This window comes from Psychrilyobacter sp. (assembly GCF_037132775.1).
Taxonomy (GTDB): Bacteria; Fusobacteriota; Fusobacteriia; order Fusobacteriales; family Fusobacteriaceae; genus Psychrilyobacter.
In genome coordinates this window covers 1-5,065 of sequence record NZ_JBAHZY010000029.1, presented here as the reverse complement: position 1 = coordinate 5,065, position 5,065 = coordinate 1, and the positions used below count along the sequence as shown (strand labels likewise).

Genomic DNA, 5,065 nt, shown 5'->3' with positions numbered 1-5,065 from the left:
GACAAACACGACCACCATAGCCAGAGATTACAAAAGAATACTATCATTCCTACAATAACTTGGGTATTTGTTATCAAAACTTAGGAGAATATGAAAGTGCCATCGAATATTTTAAAAAAAGTGTAAGTGATCCATTAGATTATTATAATTTAGAGATCTGTTATACCAATATTATTTCTTGTGCTAAAAAAATGAAAAATGAGATACTGGTAAAAGTTACTGTTAATAAACTTGAAAATATACTTAAAAAATTAAAAAACAAGGTTTTATATCAAACTTATTGGAATTTGGGCTTATCTTATCTATATTTAGATGAGAAAAAGAAAACTATCCATGCATTTGAAAGGGAAATTTCATTCCCTTTAGATCTTAACCATCGCTTCTTTCACCCAACTAAATATTTAGACTCTATTAAACACCTTGCTTTACTCCATGGTCATCAGCCATTAAAACAGCAGGAATTAATAAAAATAATCTGTAAAATACCAAAACAAATGATGTGTTACGACTTTTCTATGTATATATTAAAATTTTATATAAATAATTCTTTAGAATATGAAGCTAATCTTCTTATTCAGAAAATACAATTATAAATTTAAAGGAGGGATTCAAATGAAAAAAATGGCTAATACTTATAGGTGTCCTATTACTCTTCAGTCTCACTTTTGCTAATAAAAGTAGTGGAATGAGTAGAATGATTTCTGACGTAGAAATTGACAGAGTTAAAGTTGAGAAAGTTCATATTAAAGTTGATAAAAAATAATAAAGGTCTCTTAAACCATCTATGGTTTAAGGGCTTTTTTTATCGACCGATAGATATTAGTCCCTGTGCTTGTCTAATGATTCTAATTTCTATCTGTTGATACAACTGAACAATTATGAGAAAGATCCTCTGAGAATCTTATTAACTTTTTATTTCGCTTCTCAAATATTTTGTTTGACTTCTAAGTTGAAGTGGTATATAATTAATTATCTATAAAAATAATTTTAATTGATTACAGCAATTAAAGGAGTGGTTACAATGAGAGAATTAATGTTACTAGCTTTATTAATGATGAGTGTTTTAAGTTTTCAAATGTTAGAGAATGTTATGGCGAACAAAGTAAAGATTAAAGAATATTAAGTAGATAGCTGTTCTATATCAGTTCCATAAATTGAAATAAAATAATTAAAAAATTATATCTATGAGATAAGCAACTAAAAAAATTATTTTTAGTTGCTTATCTCATTTTATGATTTGCAACACTCTGAAACCAATGCTTTTCTCCCACTGATTAAAGCTCCTTTAGTTTTAGGAGAACTGTTAAAACCTGTTTCTCCGATTAATTTCAAATGAGTAAAACCTGTATCTTTTAACATCTCCAGAAAAACCTTTCCTGGTACGGCTCCTCCCTCTCATTGAAACCAACTTTTAACTCTAACATCATGTTGCTTTATTTTCTCCCCTATAAAAATCTGATCTACCAGAAGAAGCTTTCCTCCTAGTTTCATACACCTATATAATTCTTTAAGAGTACTTTCTTTTTCAGGAACAAGATTTATTACGCTATTAGATATGATTGTGTCAAAATATTCATTTGCAAATTCTAATTCATCCCCCTGAGATATTATGAAATTTACATTTGTAAGACCTAGAATATTCCTATTCTCTATTGCTTTTTCCAGCATTTTAGGAATAATATCAAGACCAATAGCTTTTCCTCTGTCTCCAACAATTTTAGCAACAATGAGAGTATCTACACCTGCTCCACATCCAAAATCAAGAATTGTTTCTCCTTTTTCAATCTTTCCGAGAGAAAATGGATTTCCTGTACCACAGTAGGAATCAGCAACTGATCTTGGAAGAGTGATAAGAATATTAGAATCATATCCTAGTGTTTCAAGAGCTTCTCTTCCTGTTGGATATCTGAATTGTCCATCGGAAATAACAGCGACCTTAAGATATTTATTTTCAATATTTTTTTTTATCTGAGCTTTATCGACTAAAGTAAAATTACTTATCATTTCTACCTCCTTATTTTAATTAATAGAGCATGTCTTTCTTCAGTTACTTTAATTTTTCTTTTTTTTTAAAAAGTTTTACTCAAGACCAATAGTAGCTTTAAATTTTTAAGAAGTCAATTTTAAAATTAAAGTTACTCAGTAAGTTCCTAATCTTCTACATAGAGTTGATTGACAAATTACCTACCATATTTTATACTTATAAATAATGTAAATAAGGAGTATGACTATGAAAGCGTTTTCTATAAGTGAAGTATATTTAAATGATATTGGAGAAAATACTATTGATATTAATCCATTGCCAAAAAATTATTGCAGTTTTGACTGTATTTTTTGTCCCCTTGGAAGAACCGAGGTAAAAACTGATAAAAGTTTTAATTTTAAGGAAACAAATAGTTTTTTGATTAAACTTGAAAAGATTTTAAAAAAATTCAAAATTCAAAATGTTTTTATTAATCCTGATGGAGAGGCTCTAGCAAATGATAATATTTTAAATATTATTAATTTGATTAAAAGTTATGATGCTTGTGTAAAACTTTTATCTAATGGATATTTGATGAACAAAGACAAATACAAAAAAATATTAAATGAATGTGATCAAGTCATTGGCGAATTAGCCGTAACCAGTGAAGAAAAATTTAAAAAAATTCAAAGACCTTTAGCTGATTATTCTTTGAACGAATATGTATCTAATATGCAAAATTTTAATGCTCAATATAGTGGTGAATTTATTCTGGATATAACAATCTTAAAGAATATTTCAGACACAGATGAAAATGTTGAAAAATTCAAAAATTTTATTGAAATAATAAATCCAAATGAAACTTTCTTTGAAACTCCTAGAGGTAAGTTTAAAGATACATTAGGAGTTTCTCAAGAAAGAATGAATGAAATAATAAGTGAAATCAATAAATAATTCATTTAACGTATTTTGTGTTATGGCAGTAAAATATTAACACTCGTATATCCTTCGTGTCATTCGTGACAAAAAAATTTCTAAGGTAATAAAAAAAATCCTAATTTTTTTAGGATTTTTTTTTATTCTCTTTATGAATGTTTCATCCTGTAGCTTATGCTATCGATTTGATTTTCTATCTATTCATAGAATTGTATAATTGTAGAAATTAATAAACAATATAATGATCACTATTTTTTACAATATCTACTATGTCATCTACAGTTATTATTTTAAAGTTTGGATTTGAAAGAGAATTATTATCATTAAAATTCTCTGAAACTTTAGCAAGAACTATCATAGTACTATTAACATAAAAATTAGCTCCTTTTTCTATTAAAAGATCTAAAAATTCACCATAAGTTTCAGGAACATTTTCTTTTTTTAGATTAAACTGATTATATAGTTCTACTCTTAATCTTTCTGGTATTTTATACCTCTCAATACTATCGTAATTTCTAAATGTTTTCTTTTTATATGTATTTACAGCTGATGCATCTATAATTGCTGAGACAGCATATCTTTTATTTAATGCAGATAAAATGACGTTATACGCTACACAAATTTGTGCATCATCCTTTGAAAGGTCTGTTTTAATGTGAACAACATATTTTTCTTGTGCAAAACTGACTGAAAATAAAAATATAAAAATTAATATGTATGACATAATTTTTTTCATGATTATCACTCTCATTTTCTTGATTGTTTTTGTACTTCAAATATTTTTAACTCTTCATAAAAACATTTTACTTAGATTCTATTATATTTCTAGAGAGAAATAATTAATCAAGTTCTATCTTTAAAAATAACTTAGCCCTTTCAAAGGATTCTTTAGCAGCTTTTTCATTATAATTCGGACCATCTGTTACTGTATACGCATGCTTTGCATCGTCATAAAGATATACTTCTACCTCTGGATGAATATTCATGAAAACTTTTAATTGATCCATCGTAGAAGCTTTGTCTAATACTCCATGATTTATTTGTAAAACTCCATTTAGTTTATTTTGTAGTAGTGGACTTGTATAAAATCCATGAAAAGAAACCCCTGCTTCAAATTCATCTGTGTAAAGCATGTAATCAATAAGAGCATCTCCTCCAAAACAGTATCCAACTCCTCCGATTTTATTAGGATCTACATTTGGATTTTTCTTTAGTTCCTCTATGGCTCTAGCTACCCTTCCTCTCATAATTTCTCTATTCTTCTTATAGTAGCCTGAAATTTCACCTGCTTCTTCATGATTTGTTACTTTAACATCTTTACCATACATATCCATAGCAAATACTACGTACCCCTCTTGAGCAAATTTATCTGCTTCCTTCATAGTAAATTCGTCTAATCCGACCCAATGGTGTATAAGGATTATCCCCGGTTTTTTTGTCTCTATTGAACCTTCATAGACCATATATCCATTAAATATTTGGCCATCTTGAGTATATTCAACCATTGTTCTTAGAATTTCCTTTGGTCTAGAAGGGTTGGTTGACTCTTTTGATTTTTTTGACAAATCTGTACAAGCTAATAAAACAAAGATCATAAAAATACTAAATAATTTTTTCATGTGTTCCTCCTTTTAATTAAAATATTTCTAGTAATTTAAAATTAATATGAATAATTCCATTCTTAGAGATATAACTCAACTATTTAGATCAGTTATTATAAGTGTACTTATATTTGAATGAAAGTCAAAAAATTATACAAAAAAGAACTAAGGTTTCCCTTAGTTCTCTACTATTTCAAACTTTTACAACCGTCCAAAACATTTGCAGTCGTGGATTTTTTGGTGGAAGTGAGGAATACTGAACCGGTGTCTATTATATAAGTGGTAGAAATTTCTACCACTTTTTTATTTACCGTTTTAGTAGGATATTAAATATGAAAAGTTAGGAAATCAACAAAAAAATTCTTGTACATCTGTCTAAATACTGTATTCAAGAACACCATTTTGATTGTAATAGTTTGTAATTTTTAAAAACACCAGGGCGTATCCCAAATTTAGTGTAAATTAATTTTAACCTTCTTAGTTGATAGAGTATAATCTATTAAACTGAGGAGGTTTTTATGGTTAAGAAAAGAAGAAGAGAGGTAGATCCATTAATTGCTGAAAT

General features: G+C 27.6%; 6 protein-coding genes. 2 read left to right on the top strand and 4 right to left on the bottom strand.

Features of this window, described 5'->3' with window-relative positions; all coding sequences use genetic code 11:
* The first annotated feature begins 26 nt into the window (after positions 1-26).
* The gene (locus tag V5784_RS01860; RefSeq protein ID WP_336887348.1) at positions 27-593 is read left to right on the top strand and encodes a tetratricopeptide repeat protein; all 567 of its coding nucleotides are present in this window, start codon (positions 27-29) and stop codon (positions 591-593) included.
* A gap of 637 nt (positions 594-1,230) precedes the next feature.
* On the opposite strand, the gene V5784_RS01855 is transcribed toward V5784_RS01860, so the two are convergent.
* Both V5784_RS01855 and V5784_RS01850 read right to left on the bottom strand, forming a co-directional pair.
* Positions 1,231-1,359 (bottom strand): hypothetical protein, encoded by a 129-nt coding sequence (locus V5784_RS01855; protein WP_336887347.1) that lies wholly within the window; start codon positions 1,357-1,359, stop codon positions 1,231-1,233.
* 36 nt (positions 1,360-1,395) lie between these two features.
* Positions 1,396-2,004 carry a methyltransferase domain-containing protein gene (locus tag V5784_RS01850; protein ID WP_336887346.1) on the bottom strand — a complete coding sequence of 203 codons (609 nt, stop codon included), beginning with the start codon at positions 2,002-2,004 and terminating at the stop codon, positions 1,396-1,398.
* A 226-nt stretch (positions 2,005-2,230) separates the two neighbouring features.
* On the opposite strand from V5784_RS01850, the gene V5784_RS01845 reads away from it, so the two are divergent.
* Positions 2,231-2,917 carry a radical SAM protein gene (locus V5784_RS01845; protein ID WP_336887345.1) on the top strand — a complete coding sequence of 229 codons (687 nt, stop codon included), beginning with the start codon at positions 2,231-2,233 and terminating at the stop codon, positions 2,915-2,917.
* Positions 2,918-3,125: 208 nt separating this feature from the next.
* Here V5784_RS01845 and V5784_RS01840 read toward each other — a convergent pair whose 3' ends face one another.
* Positions 3,126-3,635: a hypothetical protein gene (locus V5784_RS01840; protein WP_336887344.1), complete on the bottom strand. Its 510-nt coding sequence runs from the start codon at positions 3,633-3,635 to the stop codon at positions 3,126-3,128.
* Positions 3,636-3,738: 103 nt separating this feature from the next.
* Positions 3,739-4,518, bottom strand: coding sequence for a dienelactone hydrolase family protein (locus V5784_RS01835; RefSeq protein ID WP_336887343.1), 780 nt, complete (start codon positions 4,516-4,518; stop codon positions 3,739-3,741).
* Positions 4,519-5,065 lie beyond the last annotated feature (547 nt).

Coding starts and splice junctions, on each gene's coding strand:
- V5784_RS01855 (WP_336887347.1), bottom strand. CDS start 1,359: ATGTTAAAAGATACAGGTTTTACTCATTTGAAATTAATCGGAGAAACA.
- V5784_RS01850 (WP_336887346.1), bottom strand. CDS start 2,004: ATGATAAGTAATTTTACTTTAGTCGATAAAGCTCAGATAAAAAAAAAT.
- V5784_RS01845 (WP_336887345.1), top strand. CDS start 2,231: ATGAAAGCGTTTTCTATAAGTGAAGTATATTTAAATGATATTGGAGAA.
- V5784_RS01840 (WP_336887344.1), bottom strand. CDS start 3,635: ATGAAAAAAATTATGTCATACATATTAATTTTTATATTTTTATTTTCA.
- V5784_RS01835 (WP_336887343.1), bottom strand. CDS start 4,518: ATGAAAAAATTATTTAGTATTTTTATGATCTTTGTTTTATTAGCTTGT.